This is a genomic window from Accumulibacter sp., from assembly GCF_029255285.1.
In the GTDB taxonomy this organism is placed as follows: domain Bacteria; phylum Pseudomonadota; class Gammaproteobacteria; order Burkholderiales; family Rhodocyclaceae; genus Accumulibacter.
The window spans coordinates 125,210-142,406 of the sequence record NZ_JAPUVI010000105.1 but is presented as its reverse complement, the minus strand read 5'-3'; the positions used below and the strand labels follow the sequence as shown (position 1 = coordinate 142,406).

The 17,197-nt window shown below is 61.6% G+C and carries 14 protein-coding genes; 12 read left to right on the top strand and 2 right to left on the bottom strand.

Annotated features, from left to right (window positions below; all coding sequences use genetic code 11):
• The first annotated feature begins 59 nt into the window (after positions 1-59).
• The 5 genes from Q1M07_RS15900 to Q1M07_RS15880 are packed head-to-tail and all read left to right on the top strand — an operon-like array spanning position 60 to position 7,998.
• Entirely contained in the window at positions 60-3,068 is a 3,009-nt protein-coding gene (locus Q1M07_RS15900; protein ID WP_300455178.1) for a type I restriction endonuclease subunit R, read from the top strand.
• 3 nt (positions 3,069-3,071) lie between these two features.
• Complete coding sequence (locus Q1M07_RS15895) at positions 3,072-4,268, top strand: restriction endonuclease subunit S (protein ID WP_300455175.1); 1,197 nt, start codon at positions 3,072-3,074, stop codon at positions 4,266-4,268.
• 3 nt (positions 4,269-4,271) lie between these two features.
• On the top strand, positions 4,272-5,378 hold the full coding sequence (locus Q1M07_RS15890; RefSeq protein WP_300455172.1) for an AAA family ATPase: 1,107 nt from the start codon (positions 4,272-4,274) through the stop codon (positions 5,376-5,378).
• On the top strand, positions 5,375-6,376 hold the full coding sequence (locus Q1M07_RS15885) for a virulence RhuM family protein (RefSeq protein WP_300455169.1): 1,002 nt from the start codon (positions 5,375-5,377) through the stop codon (positions 6,374-6,376). The genes Q1M07_RS15890 and Q1M07_RS15885 overlap by 4 nt, the downstream gene beginning before the upstream one ends.
• Positions 6,373-7,998, top strand: coding sequence for a type I restriction-modification system subunit M (locus Q1M07_RS15880; RefSeq protein WP_300455166.1), 1,626 nt, complete (start codon positions 6,373-6,375; stop codon positions 7,996-7,998). The genes Q1M07_RS15885 and Q1M07_RS15880 overlap by 4 nt, the downstream gene beginning before the upstream one ends.
• On the opposite strand, the gene Q1M07_RS15875 is transcribed toward Q1M07_RS15880, so the two are convergent.
• Together Q1M07_RS15875 and Q1M07_RS15870 are read right to left on the bottom strand one after the other, a co-directional pair.
• Complete coding sequence (locus Q1M07_RS15875) at positions 7,995-8,285, bottom strand: hypothetical protein (RefSeq protein WP_300455163.1); 291 nt, start codon at positions 8,283-8,285, stop codon at positions 7,995-7,997. The two genes, Q1M07_RS15880 and Q1M07_RS15875, sit on opposite strands and share 4 nt — an antisense overlap.
• 8 nt (positions 8,286-8,293) lie before the next feature.
• Positions 8,294-9,793: a DUF1254 domain-containing protein gene (locus tag Q1M07_RS15870; RefSeq protein ID WP_300455160.1), complete on the bottom strand. Its 1,500-nt coding sequence runs from the start codon at positions 9,791-9,793 to the stop codon at positions 8,294-8,296.
• 299 nt (positions 9,794-10,092) lie between these two features.
• Between Q1M07_RS15870 and Q1M07_RS15865 the strand changes: the two genes are divergently transcribed.
• The 7 genes from Q1M07_RS15865 (at position 10,093) to Q1M07_RS15835 (ending at position 16,789) form a co-directional block, all read left to right on the top strand.
• A complete protein-coding gene (locus Q1M07_RS15865; protein WP_300455157.1) occupies positions 10,093-10,653 on the top strand; it encodes a Uma2 family endonuclease in 561 nt (186 codons plus the stop codon).
• A 159-nt stretch (positions 10,654-10,812) separates the two neighbouring features.
• On the top strand, positions 10,813-11,376 hold the full coding sequence (locus tag Q1M07_RS15860; RefSeq protein WP_300455153.1) for a flagellar motor protein MotB: 564 nt from the start codon (positions 10,813-10,815) through the stop codon (positions 11,374-11,376).
• Positions 11,377-11,463: 87 nt separating this feature from the next.
• Positions 11,464-12,297 carry a hypothetical protein gene (locus Q1M07_RS15855; protein ID WP_300455150.1) on the top strand — a complete coding sequence of 278 codons (834 nt, stop codon included), beginning with the start codon at positions 11,464-11,466 and terminating at the stop codon, positions 12,295-12,297.
• A gap of 18 nt (positions 12,298-12,315) precedes the next feature.
• Positions 12,316-12,600, top strand: a complete 285-nt coding sequence (locus tag Q1M07_RS15850) for a hypothetical protein (RefSeq protein WP_300455148.1) — start codon at positions 12,316-12,318, stop codon at positions 12,598-12,600.
• Positions 12,601-12,646: 46 nt separating this feature from the next.
• Complete coding sequence (locus Q1M07_RS15845) at positions 12,647-13,501, top strand: DUF2092 domain-containing protein (protein WP_300455145.1); 855 nt, start codon at positions 12,647-12,649, stop codon at positions 13,499-13,501.
• Positions 13,502-13,511: 10 nt separating this feature from the next.
• Entirely contained in the window at positions 13,512-14,225 is a 714-nt protein-coding gene (locus tag Q1M07_RS15840; protein WP_300455143.1) for a hypothetical protein, read from the top strand.
• Between the two features lie 518 nt (positions 14,226-14,743).
• Positions 14,744-16,789 carry a methyl-accepting chemotaxis protein gene (locus Q1M07_RS15835; RefSeq protein ID WP_300455140.1) on the top strand — a complete coding sequence of 682 codons (2,046 nt, stop codon included), beginning with the start codon at positions 14,744-14,746 and terminating at the stop codon, positions 16,787-16,789.
• Positions 16,790-17,197 lie beyond the last annotated feature (408 nt).

The following is a 17,197-nucleotide window of genomic DNA, read 5'->3' as shown; positions in this document are numbered from 1 at the left end:
TTTACGGCGCGCAGGCCGAGCGGTTCGCCATGGACCACCCCCCCACCCATAGGCCATCAATGACGTCGTCCGAACGCCGGCTGGAAGAAGATTTGATCGCGCAGCTCGAGGAGCTGAAATACGGTTACCGCGAAGACATCCGCGACCGCGCCACGCTGGAAGCGAACTTTCGCGAGAGGTTTCAACAGCTCAACCGTGTCAAGCTCACCGACGAGGAGTTCCAGCGGTTGCTGGAGGAAATCGTCACCCCCGATGTCTACGCCGCGGCACAGACGCTGCGCAGCCGCAACAGCTTCACCCGCCAGGACGGCACGCCGCTCAACTACACCCTGGTGAACATCGGCGACTGGTGCAAGAACACTTTCGAAGTCGTCAAGCAACTGCGCATCAATACCGACAACAGCCATCATCGCTTCGACGTCATCCTGCTCATCAACGGCGTACCGGTGGTGCAGATCGAGCTCAAGACGCTCGGCATCAACCCGCGCCGCGCCATCGAGCAGATCGTCGACTACAAGAACGACCCCGGCAACGGCTTCACGCGCACGCTACTGTGCTTCATGCAGGTGTTCGTGGTCAGCAACCGCGACTCGACCTACTATTTCGCCAACAACAACGCGCGGCACTTCAGCTTCAACGCCGACGAGCGCTTCCTGCCCATCTACCAGTACGCCGCGCCCGACAACGCCCGGATCAGCGGGCTCGAACCCTTCGCCGAGGCCTTCCTGGCCAAATGCACGCTCGGCCAGATGATCAGCCGCTACATGGTGCTCGTAGCCAGCGAGCAGAAGCTCTTGATGATGCGGCCCTACCAGATCTACGCCGTCAGGAACATCGTCGAGTGCATCGACAAGAATCTGGGCAACGGCTACGTCTGGCACACCACCGGCAGCGGCAAGACACTGACCAGCTTCAAGGCGTCCACGCTGCTCAAGGCCAACCCGGCAATCGAGAAATGCCTCTTCGTCGTCGACCGCAAGGACCTCGACCGGCAGACGCGCGAGGAATTCAACCGCTTCCAGGAAGGCTGCGTCGAGCAGAACACCAACACCGGCGAACTGGTCCGCCGCCTGCTTTCCGACGACGCGGCCGACAAGGTCATCGTCTGCACCATCCAGAAACTCGGCCTGGCGCTGGACGAAAACAGCCAGCGCAACAGGAGCCGCGAGAAGCGCGGACTGGCCACCTACACCGATCAGCTCGAAACGCTGCGCGACAAGCGCATGGTCTTCATCTTCGACGAATGCCATCGCTCGCAGTTCGGCGACAACCACCGGACCATCAAGGAGTTCTTCCCCAAGGCCCAGCTCTTCGGCTTCACCGGCACGCCGATCTTCGAAGAGAACGCCAGCTACAAGCGCATCGAGGGTGAGGTCCAGACGCTGCAGACCACGCAAGACCTTTTCCAGCAGTCGCTGCACGAGTACACCATCACTCACGCCATCGAGGATCGAAACGTTTTGCGCTTTCACGTCGATTACTACCGGCCCGACGGCAAGAACCCGCCCAAGCCGGGCGAGACCCTCGCCAAGCGCGCCATCGTCGACGCCATCCTCGCCAAGCACGACACCGCCACCGGCGGACGCCGGTTCAACGCCATTCTCGCCACCGCTTCGATCAACGACGCGATCGAGTACCACACGCTCTTCGCCAGTGCCCAGGCCGAGAAGCGGCACGCCGACCCGGCCTTCGTGCCGCTCAATATCGCCGCCGTCTTTTCACCACCCGGCGACGTGAGCGCCGACGTCAGGCAGATTCAGGAGGACCTGCCGCAGGAGCAGGAAGACAACCAGCACGACCCGGAGACCAAGAAGAAGGCGCTGCGGAAGATCATCGCCGACTACAACGCCCGCTTCGGCACCAACCATCGCATCGACGAGTTCGACCTCTACTACCAGGACGTGCAGCAACGCATCAAGGACCAGCAGTTCCCCAATGCTGACCTGCCAAGGAAGGGGCGCGAAAAGCTCGACCTTACCATCGTCGTCGACATGCTGCTCACCGGTTTCGACAGCAAGTACCTCAACACGCTGTACGTCGACAAGAACCTCAAGCACCACGGCCTGATCCAGGCCTTCAGCCGCACCAACCGCGTGCTGAACGACAGCAAGCCCTACGGCCACATCCTCGACTTTCGCGGCCAGCGGGACGCGGTGGACGCCGCCATTGCCCTCTTCTCCGGCGCCAAGGCCGATCAGGCGCGCGAGATCTGGCTGGTCGACCAGGCGCCGGTCGTCATCGACAAGCTCAAGGAGGCCAGGCAGGCTCTGGAGTGCTTCATGCAATCGCAAGGCCTCTCGGGCAAGCCCGAAGAGGTGGCCAAGCTCAGGGGAGACGAGGCCCGCGTCGCCTTCGTCAAAGCGTTCAAGGAGGTGCAGAAGCTGCAAACCCAGCTCGACCAGTACACCGACCTGACGCCCGAGCAGGAAGCGGTCATCCAGACCATCCTGCCGAGGGACGAGTTGAACGCCTTCCGCGGCCAGTACCTGGAGACCGTGCAGCGCCTGCGCGCGCAGCAGGTCAAGCCGGGGGGAGCGAGGAACGAGGAGATCGACCAGCTCGACTTCGAGTTCGTCCTCTTCGCCTCGGCCACCATCGACTACGACTACATCATGAAGCTCATCGCCGACTTCTCGACCAAGAAGCCCGGCAGGGCGACGATGAGCCGCGAACAATTGGTCGGCCTGATCGCCGCCGATGCCAAGTTCATCGACGAGCGCGACGACATCACCGAGTACGTGATGAGCCTCAAGGCCGGCGAAGGCCTGGACGAGTTCGCCATCCGCGCCGGCTACCAACAGTTCAAGGCCGCCAAGGCCGCCCGCGAGCTGGCCGAGCTCGCCACCCGGCACGGCCTGCCCGCGGCGGCGCTGCAGAGCTTGGTGGACGGCGTGCTCGATCGCCGCATCTTCGACGGCGAGCAACTCACCGAACTGCTGGCGCCGCTGGAACTGGGCTGGAAGGCGCGCACACGGAAGGAGCTGGCCTTGATGGCCGAGCTGGTGCCGCTGCTGAAGAAGCGTGCCGGGGGGCGAGAGATTTCCGGTCTGCAGGCTTACGAGGACTGAGGCGTGGCAAAGCAGAGCAAGACAACGGTGGTGCCGAGGCTGCGGTTTCCGGAGTTTCGGGAGGCAATGGCATGGGAGGTTACTCCGATGGGACGCCTGATGAATCTGGAGTACGGAGAGTCATTGCCGGAACACTGCAGGCGTCCCGATTCAATCCCAGTAATGGGATCGAATGGTATCGTGGGATACCACGATGAAGCCCTAGTCAAAGGCCCCGCGATTGTTGTCGGACGAAAGGGATCTGTCGGCGAAGTTAATTGGGTCGACAAAGAGTGTTTTCCGATCGACACCACCTATTATGTCGAGAATAGGCAGCCATCAAGCACGTTGATGCAATTTCTGTATCGACTACTTCAGCTTGCCAAACTGGATCAGCGGCGTGATCCGGGTGCGGTGCCGGGCCTAAGTAGAAACGTGGTGCATTCTCTCCAAACCGCGATTCCAGGACGACCTGAGCAACAAAAGATCGCCGACTGCCTGAGGTCGCTGGACGAGGTGATTGCCGCTCAGGGGCGGAAAGTGGCGGCTTTGAAGACTTACAAGCAGGGTCTGATGCAGCAGCTTTTCCCCCGCGAAGGCGAAACCGTCCCCCGTCTCCGCTTCCCCGAGTTCCGCGATGGGCCAGCGTGGCGTGAGACGAGATTGAATTCACTTGGCGAGCTTGTCTCGGGACTCACGTACAGCCCAAACGACGTGCGTGATAGTGGATTGTTGGTTCTGCGCTCTTCGAACGTCCAGAACGGCGAGATCGCAATCGACGATAACGTGTACGTCACTCCAAGTATCAAGGGTGCGAACCTCGCTAGGCCGAACGACATCCTGATATGCGTTCGGAACGGATCAAAGGCGTTGATTGGCAAGAGCGCCTTGATTCCAGAAGGGATGCCTCCCTGCACACATGGGGCGTTCATGACGGTGTTTCGTGCGAGCGCCCCGCATTTTGCATTTCACCTCTTGCAGTTGGCGTCATTTCAGAAGCAGGTTGCAGTCGATCTCGGTGCAACTATCAACTCGATCAATGGAAGCCAACTCCTGAAGTACCGCTTTATCGTTCCTGAGAAGGACGAGCAGAAGCGAGTAGCAGAGTTGCTATCGTGTTTGAGTAGTTGGATCGGCGCTGAATTCAAGAAGCTCGCAACATTGAAGGCCCACAAGAAGGGCCTCATGCAACAGCTATTCCCGCAGCCGGAGGAGGTCTAGCGCATGGCTGTCACGCCCTTCGCCGATCTGCCCGGACTCGCGCAACACGTCCGCACCGAGCTAGAGAAAAGGAAGTTCGCCCTACTCTACGCCCACAACGGCACCGGCAAGACGCGGCTATCCGTGGCGTTCAAAGACCTGGGCAAAGACGGCGATTCGCGCGACACGCTGTACTTCAACGCCTTCACCGAAGACCTGTTCACCTGGGACAACGACCTGGAGAACGATCGCGAGCGGGTGCTGAAGATCAACAGGGATTCGCGCTTCTTCGCGGGCCTGGGCGAACTGGAGATGGACAACCGCATCCGCCCGCTGCTCAGCCGCTACGCCGACTTCGATTTCCGCATCGACACTACCCAGTGGAAAGTGAGCTTTTCGCGCGACGTGGCTACCGCCAGCGCGAGGACGATGGTCGAAGGCATCAAGGTCTCGCGCGGCGAGGAGAACATTTTCATCTGGTGTTTCTTCCTCGCCATCGTGCAGTTGGTACTCGACGGCGCCGAAGCCTACAAGTGGGTAAAGTACGTCTACATCGACGATCCGATTTCTTCGCTGGACGAGCACAACGCGATCGTCGTGGCCAACCATCTGGCGCAGTTGCTGCTGAAAGCCAAGAACCCGCCCAAGACGGTGGTCTCCTCGCACCACACCTTGTTCTTCAACGTGCTGGGCAATGAGTTCGGCAGGAAGGCGCACCGCCATTTTCTGAGCAAGGGGACTGGCGAGACCTATCTGCTGCGCGACACTGGCAACACGCCGTTCTTCCACCATGTCGCCGCGCTGCGCGAGCTGTGCGAAGCGGCGACCTCGGGCGAACTGCGCACGTATCACTTCAACATGATGCGTGCCGTCATGGAGAAGACCGCCAGTTTCCACGGCTACGGAAATTTCGCCGACTGCATACAGCCTGATGAGGATGACCCGGACAAGACCCTGTACACCCGCGTGGTCAACATCATGAGCCACGGCAACTATTCGCTGTACGAGCCGGCGGACATGATGGACGAGAACAAGGCCATCTTCAGGAAGGTACTGAGCGATTTTCGCAAGCAGTTTCCGTTCAATCCGATGCTATTCGACGACCCGAACAACGAGGCACCGGCCGTATGACCGAATTGATCCTCTACACGACTGAAGACGGGCGCAGCCAGATCAAGCTGCGGGCCGAGCAGCAGACGGTTTGGCTGACTCAGCTTGAAATTGCCGACCTGTTCGATGCCACCAAGCAAAATATCTCGCTGCATCTGCGGAACCTCTTTGAGGACGGGGAGTTGAGCGAGGTTTCAGTTGTCAAGGACTCCTTGACAACTGCCGCCGATGGCAAGCGCTACCGGATACAGCTCTACAACCTGGAAGCCATCCTGGCCGTGGGCTACCGGGTGCGTTCGCCGCGCGGGGTGCAGTTCCGCCGCTGGGCCTCCACGGTGCTCAAGGAGTACTTGCTCAAGGGCTTCGTGTTGGACGACGAGCGCCTGAAAAACCCTGACGGCCGCCCGGATTACTTCGACGAGATGCTGGCGCGCATCCGGGATATCCGCGCCTCGGAAAAGCGCTTCTACCAAAAGGTGCGCGACTTGTTTGCCCTCTCCAGCGACTACGACAAGAGCGACAAGACCACGCAGACCTTTTTTGCCACGGTGCAGAACCTGCTTCTCTACGCCGTGACGCAAAAGACGGCGGCAGAACTGATCATCGCTCGCGCCAACCGGAACGACGCCAACTTCGGCCTGTTGCATTGGCAAGGCGCCAAGGTCCGCAAGCAGGACATCGTGATCGCCAAGAACTACCTGACCGAAGACGAGATCGACACCCTGAACCGTCTGGTGGTCGTCTTTCTGGAAACGGCGGAACTGCGCACCAAGCGCCGCGAGGAAATCCGCATGAGCTTCTGGCGCCAGAACGTGGATCAGATCATCAGGAGCAATGGCTTCCCGGTGCTCACGCATGCGGGCACAGTCAGCCACGAACACATGGAGCGCACTACGAGCGCGCTGTACCTTGACTACGACCAGCGCCGCAAGAAGCAGGAAGCCCGGCAGGCTGACGAGCAAGACGATGCCGAACTGAAGGCGCTGGAAAACACACTCAAGAAACGCCTCAAGCCATGACCGAACAAGACCAGAAACAACTCGGCAAGATCCTCTGGAACATTGCCGACCAGTTGCGCGGGGCGATGAACGCCGATGATTTCCGCGATTACATGCTGTCGTTCCTGTTCCTGCGCTACCTGTCGGACCACTACGAGCAGGCGGCCAAGCGGGAGCTGGGGGCGGACTATCCGACGAGCGACACCGTCGCGGCGAGCGGCGACGCCAAGCCGCCGCTGGCGCTCTGGTACGAGCGGAACACCGCCGACGTCGCCGAGTTCGAGAAGCAGATGCGCCGCAAGGTGCACTACGTGATCAAGCCCGACTATCTTTGGGGCAGCATCGTCCGTCTGGCCAGGACACAAAGCGGGCAACTGCTCGATACGCTGCAAAAGGGTTTCAAGCACATCGAGGAAGACTCCTTCCAGAGCCACTTCCAGGGCCTGTTCTCGGAGATCAACCTGGCGTCCGACAAGCTCGGCCGCAAGTACGAGGAGCGCAACGCCAAGCTGTGCTCGATCATTTCGGAGATCGCGCGCGGCATGTCGCTGTTTTCCACCGACACCGACACGCTGGGCGACGCCTACGAGTACCTGATCGGGCAGTTCGCGGCGGGCTCGGGCAAGAAGGCGGGCGAGTTCTACACGCCGCAGCAGATCTCCAGCATTCTCTCGGCGATCGTCACGCTCGACAGCCAGGCGCCCGAGAGCGGCCCGCGCAAAAAGCTGGCGAGCGTATTCGACTTCGCTTGCGGCTCAGGTTCCTTGCTGCTGAACGTGCGGCAGCGCCTGAGGGCGGCTGGCGGCACGGTCGGAAAAATCTTCGGCATGGAGAAGAACATTACCACCTACAACCTGGCGCGCATGAACATGCTGCTGCACGGGATGAAGGACACCGAGTTCGAGATCTACCACGGCGACACGCTGACCAACGATTGGGACTTTCTGCGCGAGACCAATCCGGCAAAGACACCCCGCTTCGACGCGGTGGTGGCCAATCCGCCGTTCAGCTACCGCTGGGAGCCGAGTGAGGCGATCAGCGAGGACGCGCGCTTCAAGAACCACGGCGTCGCGCCGAGGAGCGCGGCGGACTTCGCCTTCCTGCTGCACGGGCTGCATTACCTGAAGGACGACGGCGTGATGGCCATCATCCTGCCGCACGGCGTGCTGTTTCGCGGCGGCGTGGAGGAGCGCATCCGTCGCAAGCTGCTGAACGATGGGCACATCGACACGGTCATCGGGCTGCCGGCCAATCTCTTCTACTCGACGGGTATTCCGGTCTGCCTCCTGGTGCTGAAGAAGTGCAAGAAGCCGGACGATGTGCTCTTCATCAATGCCGCCGAGCACTTCGTCAAAGGCAAGCGTCAGAACCAGTTGAGCGAAGAGCACATCGCGCGCATCGTGCGGACCTACCAGTTCCGGGACGGGCAGGAGCGCTACGCCCGCCGCGTGACGATGAACGAGATAGCAGACAACGCCTACAACCTGAACATCTCGCGCTACGTCAGCACCGCGCCAGAGGAAGTGGAGGTCGACCTGGCGGCTACACACGCCGAGCTGGTCAGGATTGAGGCCGAGATCCGCGAGGCGACCGCGAAGCACAATGCGTTTCTGCGCGAGCTGGGCCTACCCCTGTTGCCCTAGGAGCCTGTCGGACCGAGGACTGATCGACGGCGCCACCGTGAAAGCCCCGCCGTCCTCGCCATGCTCCCCTGGCGGCGGCGGCAGCCGTCCGACCGCCCATGTGTTTGGCGTGGCGCGAAATCGAGGCGGATGTGGCTCTGCAGCGGCGCGCCGATCAGCCAGCCGACCGGGTTCTGGGCGAGCTTGGCCGGTTGTTCGGCGCTCAGCTCGGCCAGAGCCGGTACGGCCGCCAGCGTTGCGGGCGGCACCGGAAATGCCGGAAGATTGGCCTTTTCCGATGTTTTCAAGGAAGCCTTCAGCTGGCCTCTTTGACTGGCGGAATCTTCCAGCTGCCGTCCAGGAGCGACGGCGCCGTTTCCTTCGGCCAGTACAGGCGCATCATCAGGATGAACTCTCCCTTGGGTGCCGGCAACCAGTTCGATTCCTTGTCCTTGCCCGGCGATTCGTTCTGGATGTAGAGATCGACCGATCCATCCTTGTTCGATTTCAGCTTGTTGCGCTGGCTCAAGGTGTAACGATTCAGCGGATTGTCGACGAAGAAGTAATCGGCGTCGTACATCGTCAGCGACCAGAAGCCATCGACGGGAGGGAGGTGGCCTTTCTCGAAGCGCATGACGTACTTTTTCTCGCCGGTGTATTTCGCGGCGACGTCCGGACCGGTGGACGTCGGGTAGACCGCATCCTGCGGCCGGTTGGCGCCGAGACCGATGGCCGTGACGAGCGCGCGCTGCACGTAATTGGTACCGTACTGGCCGACCTTCGTGGAGAACGCCCAGCCGTCTTCAAGCTTGAAGTCGCCGGCGACGATGCCGGCCTTCATCCAGTCCATGATCAGGTCCTGGGCCGGCTTGGGAGCGCCGGCAAGGCCCTTGGCCACGGCGGGATCGAGCTTCGCCGCGTCGAAATCCTGTCCGGGGACGACGCCGATCTTGGCCAGTTTGGCGACCATAGGCGCATCTTCGGCCGCTGGCGGATTGGTCTTCAGCAGTTCGGCGAAGAGCTTGAAGTAGGCGGCGGCGTCGAGCGCGTCGACTTGTTCCCGCACGGCCGTCTTCATGTCCTGCGCCGGGTCGACCGTCGCGGGTGGCGGCGTGTAGGGTTTGCCGTAAGCCGACAGCGGCACGACCGAGATCTTGTCCTGCAAGGCGTGCACTGCCTTGTAGTCCGCCGGGGTGCCGCTGCTGTAGATGCGCCCGAGAATCCATACGATGCCCGTCGGCGCCTTGTATTCCGTGACGTCGGCGGGCAGTTCGCCGGTCCAGCCCGGTCCGGTGATGGCGTAGGTTTGCGCCTTCGTGCCGGTCGTCCGCTTGCCGGGAACCTGGAACACGTTGGTCCAGCCGTCCAGCATCGGGAAGAGGAAATAACGCCCTTTCATGTCCGGGATGCTCAGGATCCAAGGTTCCTTGGAGACGTCGATCCAGGTCGTCGTGTAAAGCGTGTCGGCATTCGGTGCGGTGACATCCCGGTAAGAGGCATCCGGATAGCTGCGCTTGCGAAGGAATTGCCCCATCGGTGCGCGGTTGTCTTCCGGCGCGGCGACGTTGGTCATCACCCGGCGCGTCATCTCCATGGTGACGAGCGGATAGGCATAGACGTAGCTTTCGATGGCGATGGCTCGCGCTTCGGCCTCCTGTGCTGCCGCTTTCGCCGCCGCTTCAACCGCCTTCGCCTTCGCCTTGGCTTCCATGGCTACCCGGTCGACCTGGGTCTCCGCTTCCTTGCTGCACGCGCCGAGCAGCGCGACGGTGAGCGCAGCGATCCCGGCTGCGGCAAATCGGATTCGAGACGTCATCGTTTGATCTCCTGATGGGAAATGTCGGGGCAACGAGTGGTACGTTGTTGGTTAGTTGCTCGCACTGGGTGCGAGCACGACCGGGGAAATTCTTTCATGTTGGTAAGGGCTTTGGCAATAGTTCCCGCTGGAGTCGGAGTCGTATTCGCGCTTCGAGCGCGATGCAACGAGCTGCCGGTCAGGAGGATCAGCTGGTTGAGGCGGATCCCGAATACGCATCCCAAGCTTGACGGCCAGGTATCCGGCTTCGTACACTTCCGAGGCTCCGTTGGATTTCCTGTCCGCTTTCAGAAGGAAACATGACGACCATGTCCATGCCGCCAGTAGTCGAAGCCTACACGGTGCAGGATTACCTGCATTGGGAAGGCGATTGGGAGTTGATCCACGGCCAGCCGGTTGCAATGGCCCCTTCGCCAAGCTTCGATCATCAGCAGGCAAGCGCCGCCGTATTTCGGCAACTTGACGAATCGCTCGACGATTGCCCGCACTGCCAGGCGGTGTTTGAAATAGACGTGGAATTTGCGCAGGACACCGTCGTCCGACCCGACGTGCTGGTGATCTGCTACCAGCCTGAAAGCGAACGGTTGACCCGCGCTCCTGATCTGATTTTTGAAGTCATCTCGCCCAAGACCGCCCGCCGGGATGAAGTGGTCAAATTCGATCTGTACCGCACGGAAGGCGTGTCCCACTACGTGCTGGTCTACCCGGAAGCGAACAAGGCCAAAGTATGGCGGCTCGTCGAGGGGGAGTATCGCAAGATAGGCGACTTCCACGACGAAACCCACTGTTTCGAACTGTCCAAATGCGCCTTCGATTTCGATTTCAGCCGCCTGTGGAAGCGCAAGAGCGGCCGGGCTTAGACGCCGCCCCGGTGGCACGTCGATGCTCTCGCCCGGCGCTCAAACCGAATGCTCGGCGCGCCATCGACAGCGATCCTGATCCCAGGAAGTCGCCTGATTCGAGCCTCTAATTTGCTGATTTGATGTGGTGGTAAACCTTTCTTTCAGGAGTTCGTGAACATGATCAAGCACTGGATACTGGCCATACCGATCGGCGCTTTCGCGTTGACCGCCTGCGTTTCGCAGCAGACCTACGACAAGCAGGTCCAGCAAACGCAAGAGGCAGTCGCTCTCGAACAGCAGTACCTGACGCTGAGCCGGCAGTTGCAGGCCGAGGTCACCGCCGACCAGGTACAGATCAAGCGGCTCAACGATCGGCTGGTAGTGACTTTCGTCGATGAAGTCCTGTTTGCCCCGGGAAGCGCCGAGCTGCACGCCAACGGCCATTCGACCATCGGCAAGGCTGTTCCGACGCTGGCTACCCTGGGCGGTCATTGGATAAGTGTTCAGGGTTACACCGACAGCGAACCGATCGGACCGGCGCTGCGTCATCGCTACCCGACCAACTGGGATCTCTCCGCGGCGCGGGCGGTAGAGGTCGTTCGCTACCTGCAATCTCAGGGAGTCGATCCCGGAAATCTGGTGGCCGCAGGTTACGGTCAGTATCAGCCCGTGGCGCCGAATGACACCGCGCAGGGACGCGCGAAGAACCGGCGAATCGACATCGTCTTGCGTTCGAAATAGTCGCCACTGTTTCGCCCTCGCTGGCCAGACAGGCGGCGGCGAGGGCAACGGCGGCAATACGGATTTGGCGAGAAAGGAGGGTTGACGATGCCTCGAAAGGGTGCATGGCGGGCAGTTTCCGCCGCTTGGCTGACAATTCTGGCAGCGATGCCCGTACTGGCGCAGGAGCGAATGTTCGACGGGCAGTGGCGTTTCAGCGTCACCCCGTATCTGTGGTTGCCAACGATCTACGTCGATACTTCGCTCAAGGGCCCGGTCGGCATTGCTTCGATCGATACCGCGATGCATTCCAACCCCAGTACGTATCTCAAGAATCTGTCGTTTGCCGCGATGATCAGCGGTGAGGCCCGCAAGGGTAATTGGTCGGTGTTCACCGACTACATCTATCTGCGCTTCAAGGACCAGGACACGGCGATCAGGGCGGTTAATGGCCCGGCAGGAAGGGTCGTCGGTTTCGCCGAAAGGGGTAGCGAGATCGACATCACCGGCAACGTGTGGACACTGGCTGGTAGCTATACGGTCTGGCGCGAGGGTGCGAAACACCTCGACGTCTTCGCCGGCACGCGCTATCTGGGAATGGACGCCGACCTGGATTGGCGTGTCGCCGGAACACGCGGCGTCTTGCCTGGCGTTCAGGGTGGCGCGTCAGGGGAATTCAGCAAGTGGGACGCCATCATCGGTATCAAGGGCCAGATCCCGCTCAGTGGCGATGGGCGCTGGTTCATGCCGTATTACTTCGACGTCGGCAGCGGTTCCGGCAACACGACCTGGCAGGCTCTGATCGCCGCCGGCTATCGCTTCGACTGGGGGAACGTGACGCTTTCGCTACGCAACCTGTCGTACGACTCCAGTGGCCGCCACAATGACAGTGTCGACGCGCGCTTCACCGGCTTGGCGCTGGGCGCGAGCTTTCTATTCTAGGAAGGGAGAAACAGCAAGATGAGGAATGCGCATTACATCCTTCTCGTCGCGGCGGCGGCGGCCGCTGGCTACTCGTGGGCGCAGCAATACCCGGTGCTCGACATGATCGCTGACAGGGTCGTTCAGAAGTACGAACAGTCGAGCTGCCAGCAACTCTGGGAGCAGAAATCGCAGCCGACGCCTGCACGCGAACAGGAGATCCTCCAGAAGCTGCGTGACGATCCGGCAATGCGTACCGAGTTCATCAACCGGGTCGCGGCACCCATCGTCAACAAGATGTTCGAGTGCGGAATGATTCCATGACCATCCGCGCGCCGTCTGAGCGTTTGTCATTTTCTGGAGGAAATCGATGAGTCCATTTCGCCATCGCGTCGGGCGCGCCGCGCTGCTCGTGCTAGGGATCGTCATGGCGGCAGGCGCTGCCGCGCAGTCGTCGCAGGCGGCCAAACCAGCCAAGACCGCGCCGGCCGCGAAGGCTGCCGCGCCGTTCAAACCGATTTTGGAACCGCGCGCCATCGAGTTGCTGAAGACGATGAGTGAGCGATTGGCGGCAGCGCGCGGGCTGGCGTTTACTGCGCTCGTAACCTACGAACACCCGAGTCGGCTTGGCCCGGCACTGGCGTTCACGACGCTATCAGAGGTGTTGATGCAGCGCCCGGACAAGCTGCGCGTCGTCACTCCCGGTGATGGTCCGGCGTCGGAGTTCACCTACGACGGCAAGACGATGACCGCTTATGCGCCGGCTGAGAACATGCTGGCCCTTGCCGACGCGCCAGCCACCATCGACGAGGCGCTCAAGGAGGCGTTCAGCCGCGCCGCGATCTATTTTCCCTTTGCCGACGTGTTGCTTGCTGATCCGTACAAGAACATCGCCGACGGGCTGATCAGCGCCTTCTATATCGGGCAATCGAAGGTCGTCTCTGGAATTCGCACCGAGATGGTCGCGTTCGCCAATAACGAGGTTTTCGTGCAAGTGTGGATCGGTGTGGACGACAAGCTGCCGCGTCGGCTGCGCGCGGTTTACCGCCGTGATCCGCTACGCCTGCGTCACCAGCTGGATATGACCCAGTGGCAGATCGACCCGGTCATTCCGGCGGGGGCTTTCACCGCGGCCAGCCCGGCGGGAGCTCTGGCCATTCCTTTCGACCATCCGGTGAAACCGGCTGCCGGCCTGCAGCCGCCACCAGCGGGGAAGTCACGTTGAGGAGACAGGTATGAAAACGTTCTCTCTTGTTTTGGCCGGGTTGCTCGGTGGCTTGCTGGCCGCCGGCGAGGCAGCCGCCTGGGGTAGCGCCAACCGCTTTGGAGGCAGCACCGAGCACGTTGCCGGCCTGGGCACCGAGCATACCAACGCCTGGGGCGGCAGTTCGGAGCACGCCTTTGGCGGCGGCAGCGAACACACGAACATGTATGGCGGCAGTACCGCCGGGCGTTACGGGGAAGGCGCCGAGCATACCAACGTGTACGGCGGCACGACCGCGGCACGCTACGGCGAAGGTGCCGACCACACGACGCCTGCCGGCGCGACGGCCTATCGTCCACCGGTTCCGCCTGCACCGGCACCTTACTATCCTTACCATCCGCCGGCTGCTGTCCCTTACTATCCGGCTTCGGGATGCTACGGCTGCGCGGCGGCGGCCGGTGCGGTCGTCGGCGCCGCTACCGGTGCCGCTGTCGCCTCGGCGAACGCCACTGCGGCAACCAGCAGCGCCTACTCGTCGGGCTACGCCGCCGGCAGCGCGAACACGGCCGCTTCCTATGTCGCGCCAACGCCCGCCTACGTGATCGGGAACAGCTACGCCGCGTTGCCGCCTGGCGCGACGCTCGTCCAGAAATACGGTACGACGTATTACCTGCTTGGCAACACCTGGTTCATGCCGGCGTATGGAGCGAATGGCGTGTACTACCGCGTCGTTCCGGTGCCCTGACCGAAAGCTAGGGAAGCGGTGTGAGAGAGCCTGGAACTTGGCGTACGTTCCAGGCCGGAACCGAGCGCGATTACGCGCGCTGTTCTGTCTCGCCTGCGGTTCGTTGAATCCTGGGCGATGAGCAGCGGAACCTGGCGATGCCGCGCCGAAAGCGACTTGCCCGGACGCGGCGATAAGTCGTCGAGCAGGTTCAGGAAAACGATTTGCGGCGCGACCCAGATTTCTCGATGACCGTTGCGGGTCGCAGAGACACGCTTTCTCCAATGAGCGTCTCCGTTCCACTGGGCGTCGAGAGCGCGTGATAGTATGGCCCGGCCGATTCCGGATAGCGAGCCGTGGCCTGCCTCCGCTTGCCCTCATGGCCATGAAGTCAAGCTGCTTGCCCTGTCGCTGGTAACCATGGCTAGACGAGCCATGCCCTACGTTGAAAAGCAGGTGATCGTGGAGTTTTCGAACGCCTGTTGGGCACTTCCCAAGGCGCCGCCGTTTCGTTGCGCCAATAGTCTAGGAGGGTGGAAATGCGGATTAATGATGTCGATCTTGCCAAGAAACTGCCGGCCATCGCGGCCGCGATTCTGGCCACGGCCATTGTCCTGGCAGTGGGTCTGTTTGCGCACGCCCTGAAGGCCGGGTTGGAAGCCTCAGAAATTGAGCACCTCCAGCGCGAGGTCCGGCTGATCAACGACGGAATCGCCGCTTTCAATGAAAGCGTTGAAGAAGGTGCCCGCAGGATCGGCCGGGTGTTCGCCGCCGAGTATGACGGACAGTTTGCTCTGGCCACAGACGGAGGAGCGGCCGATGGTGCCAAGTCCGCGCCGCTCCTGCGCATCGGCGAACGGGTCGTGAACGGCGATCACGCGCCGTCGGACCGCTTGCTGGGCAAGACCGGAGCGGTGTCGTCGGTCTTTGTTCTCAAGGGCGGCGAATTCATTCGCGTTGCTACGTCGATAAAGAACGAGCAGGGCGAACGCGCCGTCGGCAGCGCGCTGGCCGCCAGCCACCCGGCAACCGGCAGGTTGCTGGCTGGGCAGGACTGGACCGGACGGGCGACGCTTTTCGGAAAGGAATGGATGGCGAACTATTGGCCTGTCAAAAGCGTTTCCGGCGAAGTCATCGGTTGTCTGGCCATCGCGGTCGATTTCAACGACGGTTATGCCGCTCTCAAGGAACGACTCAAGAAGGTCAAGATCGGCAGTACCGGGTACGTCTACGTCGTCGATAGCCAGCCCGGAAACAACCTGGGCAGCTTCGTCATCCATCCGACTCTCGAGAAGAAGAACGTCTTCGACACCCGGTCCGCCGATGGCCAGGCGATTTTTCGCGACATGCTCCAAAACAAGAACGGCGTGTTGCGGTACCAGTGGCTCAACAAGGAGGCGAACGAATCTGCGCCCCGAGAGAAGATCGCCGCGTACGAGTCCTACGCTCCGTGGCACTGGGTCGTCGCGGCTGGCTCGTACACCGAGGAATTCATGGGTCTTTCCCGCACCTTGCTTTTTTGGGTCAGCGTCGGCGCCGTGGGCGTATTGATCGGGCTCAACATCGCGCTGTTCTTCGTTATCCGGAACCTCGTGACGCGGCCGCTGGCCCGGCTGACGAGCTCGCTGGCCGAACTGGCGTCCGGCAACGGCGACCTTACGGCGCGGATTTCAGTTGCCGGAAAGGACGAAGTCGGCCGTGTCGGCACCACTTTCAACACTTTCCTCGACACTTTGCAGGGAATGGTGAAACGAACGGCGGAAACGGCGAGCGAGGTATCGTCGGCGGCTCGACAACTGGCGGGAGTTACCGAAACCGTGAACCGGAGCATCAACGCTCAGAACGAGGCGGCGTCCAGCACGGCGGCGGCCGTTGAACAAATGGCGGTGAGCATTGCCTCGGTATCCGACGGCGCGGCCGCGGTTCGCGACCAGGCACAACGCAGCCTCGAACAGACCACGCGTGGCAACAGCGAACTCAATGCCGTGGTCAGCGAACTCCACGAAGTGGGCACGGCGGTGCAGCGGATCACTCAAACGGTGCACGGCTTTGTCGAAAGTGTCGCCTCGATCACGGCGCTTACGCACGAGGTCAAGGAAATTGCCGACCAGACCAACCTCCTGGCCTTGAACGCGGCCATCGAGGCGGCTCGAGCGGGGGAGAGCGGGCGGGGGTTTGCCGTTGTCGCTGACGAAGTCCGTAAGCTGGCGGAAAAGTCGACCCGGTCGGCACAAGAAATCGACAAGGTCACTGCCCATCTGGGCCTGCAGTCGGAAGCCGTCGATGGTGAAGTCCGGAAGGGCCAGACGGCTTTGCAAACCGGATTGGAGAATCTCAAGCAAGTGACGACGCGGCTGGATCAGGCGAGCCAGACCGTGAGCACCGCATCGAGCGGCGTCTCCGGAATCACGGAAGCGGTTAACGAACAGCGTTCGGCCGGTGGCGAAATTGCCCAGCACGTCGATAATATTGCCCGCATGAGCGACGAAAGCTGTGCCGCACTTGCCGAAGCAAAGGAATCGGTGCAACGGCTCAACCAGCTCGCCGCCGCGCTTACCGATCAGGTCCGCCGCTTCAAGGTGTAGCTTGGGAGGTCGTTGGCCTGGATTGTCAAAGGGTCGAAAGCGCATCGATGCGTCGATGCCGTGAGCCAGTCGCAGGTCGGTGCGCGTAAGGAGTCAGCGAAGCCTTCCTGTTGCCCGTGCCTGTTCGCGACCTTCATCACCGACAACCCAGGCAAGACCGTCAAGCGCTCACAAGCTTCGGGACGTGAAGACGCCGCTCGAATGTTTGACCCAGGTCGCGCCACTGGGCCGGGTCACCTTGAAGCTAGGCGTTACCTTGGAGGCCTGGTAAGTTCAGGCTAAGTCACGAACCGACCTGGCCGCCCGGCCAGGCCATCCGCCAGGCGCGCGGACGTGACAGTCGTGGGCTGGGCGAGGTCGGGAGGCTTGCACGAAAAATCCCGCAAGACATGGCGTCGAGCGGGGTTG

Coding starts and splice junctions, on each gene's coding strand:
- Q1M07_RS15835 (WP_300455140.1), top strand. CDS start 14,744: ATGCGGATTAATGATGTCGATCTTGCCAAGAAACTGCCGGCCATCGCG.
- Q1M07_RS15890 (WP_300455172.1), top strand. CDS start 4,272: ATGGCTGTCACGCCCTTCGCCGATCTGCCCGGACTCGCGCAACACGTC.
- Q1M07_RS15860 (WP_300455153.1), top strand. CDS start 10,813: ATGATCAAGCACTGGATACTGGCCATACCGATCGGCGCTTTCGCGTTG.
- Q1M07_RS15900 (WP_300455178.1), top strand. CDS start 60: ATGACGTCGTCCGAACGCCGGCTGGAAGAAGATTTGATCGCGCAGCTC.
- Q1M07_RS15865 (WP_300455157.1), top strand. CDS start 10,093: ATGACGACCATGTCCATGCCGCCAGTAGTCGAAGCCTACACGGTGCAG.
- Q1M07_RS15840 (WP_300455143.1), top strand. CDS start 13,512: ATGAAAACGTTCTCTCTTGTTTTGGCCGGGTTGCTCGGTGGCTTGCTG.
- Q1M07_RS15850 (WP_300455148.1), top strand. CDS start 12,316: ATGAGGAATGCGCATTACATCCTTCTCGTCGCGGCGGCGGCGGCCGCT.
- Q1M07_RS15845 (WP_300455145.1), top strand. CDS start 12,647: ATGAGTCCATTTCGCCATCGCGTCGGGCGCGCCGCGCTGCTCGTGCTA.
- Q1M07_RS15880 (WP_300455166.1), top strand. CDS start 6,373: ATGACCGAACAAGACCAGAAACAACTCGGCAAGATCCTCTGGAACATT.
- Q1M07_RS15870 (WP_300455160.1), bottom strand. CDS start 9,793: ATGACGTCTCGAATCCGATTTGCCGCAGCCGGGATCGCTGCGCTCACC.
- Q1M07_RS15855 (WP_300455150.1), top strand. CDS start 11,464: ATGCCTCGAAAGGGTGCATGGCGGGCAGTTTCCGCCGCTTGGCTGACA.
- Q1M07_RS15885 (WP_300455169.1), top strand. CDS start 5,375: ATGACCGAATTGATCCTCTACACGACTGAAGACGGGCGCAGCCAGATC.